Source organism: Lysinibacillus sp. FJAT-14745, assembly GCF_001275675.1.
GTDB lineage: Bacteria > Bacillota > Bacilli > Bacillales_A > Planococcaceae > Lysinibacillus.
Genome location: NZ_LITM01000001.1, coordinates 44,192 through 44,515, shown reverse-complemented (window position 1 = coordinate 44,515; position 324 = coordinate 44,192). Strand labels below are relative to the sequence as shown.

The window sequence follows — 324 nt, the reverse complement described above, 5'->3', positions numbered from 1 at the left end:
TACAGAAACGATTCACTATCGTTTATCTGAAGAAGAGCAGGTTTGTTTGTGTTGTGGTGAAAAGACACACGAAATGAGTACTCAAGTTCGTCGTGAAATGAAAATCATCCCAGCACAAGTGAAAATTGTGGAACATGTACAGCATGTATATAGTTGTCGTCATTGTGAACGAGAAGGAACGGAAACACCGACTGTGTTAGCAAAAATGCCTGTATCAATGTATCCGGGCAGTTTAGCATCTCCATCAGCAATGGCTTATATCATGAATCAAAAGTATGTCGAAGGGATGCCTCTTTATCGCCAAGAGAAACAGTTAGAGCGACT

1 protein-coding gene is annotated in these 324 nt (G+C 40.7%); it reads left to right on the top strand.

The window, feature by feature from the left end; all coding sequences use genetic code 11:
• The coding region (locus AMS59_RS26095; RefSeq protein ID WP_234007653.1) for an IS66 family transposase zinc-finger binding domain-containing protein at positions 1 to 324 on the top strand (324 nt) is incomplete at both ends.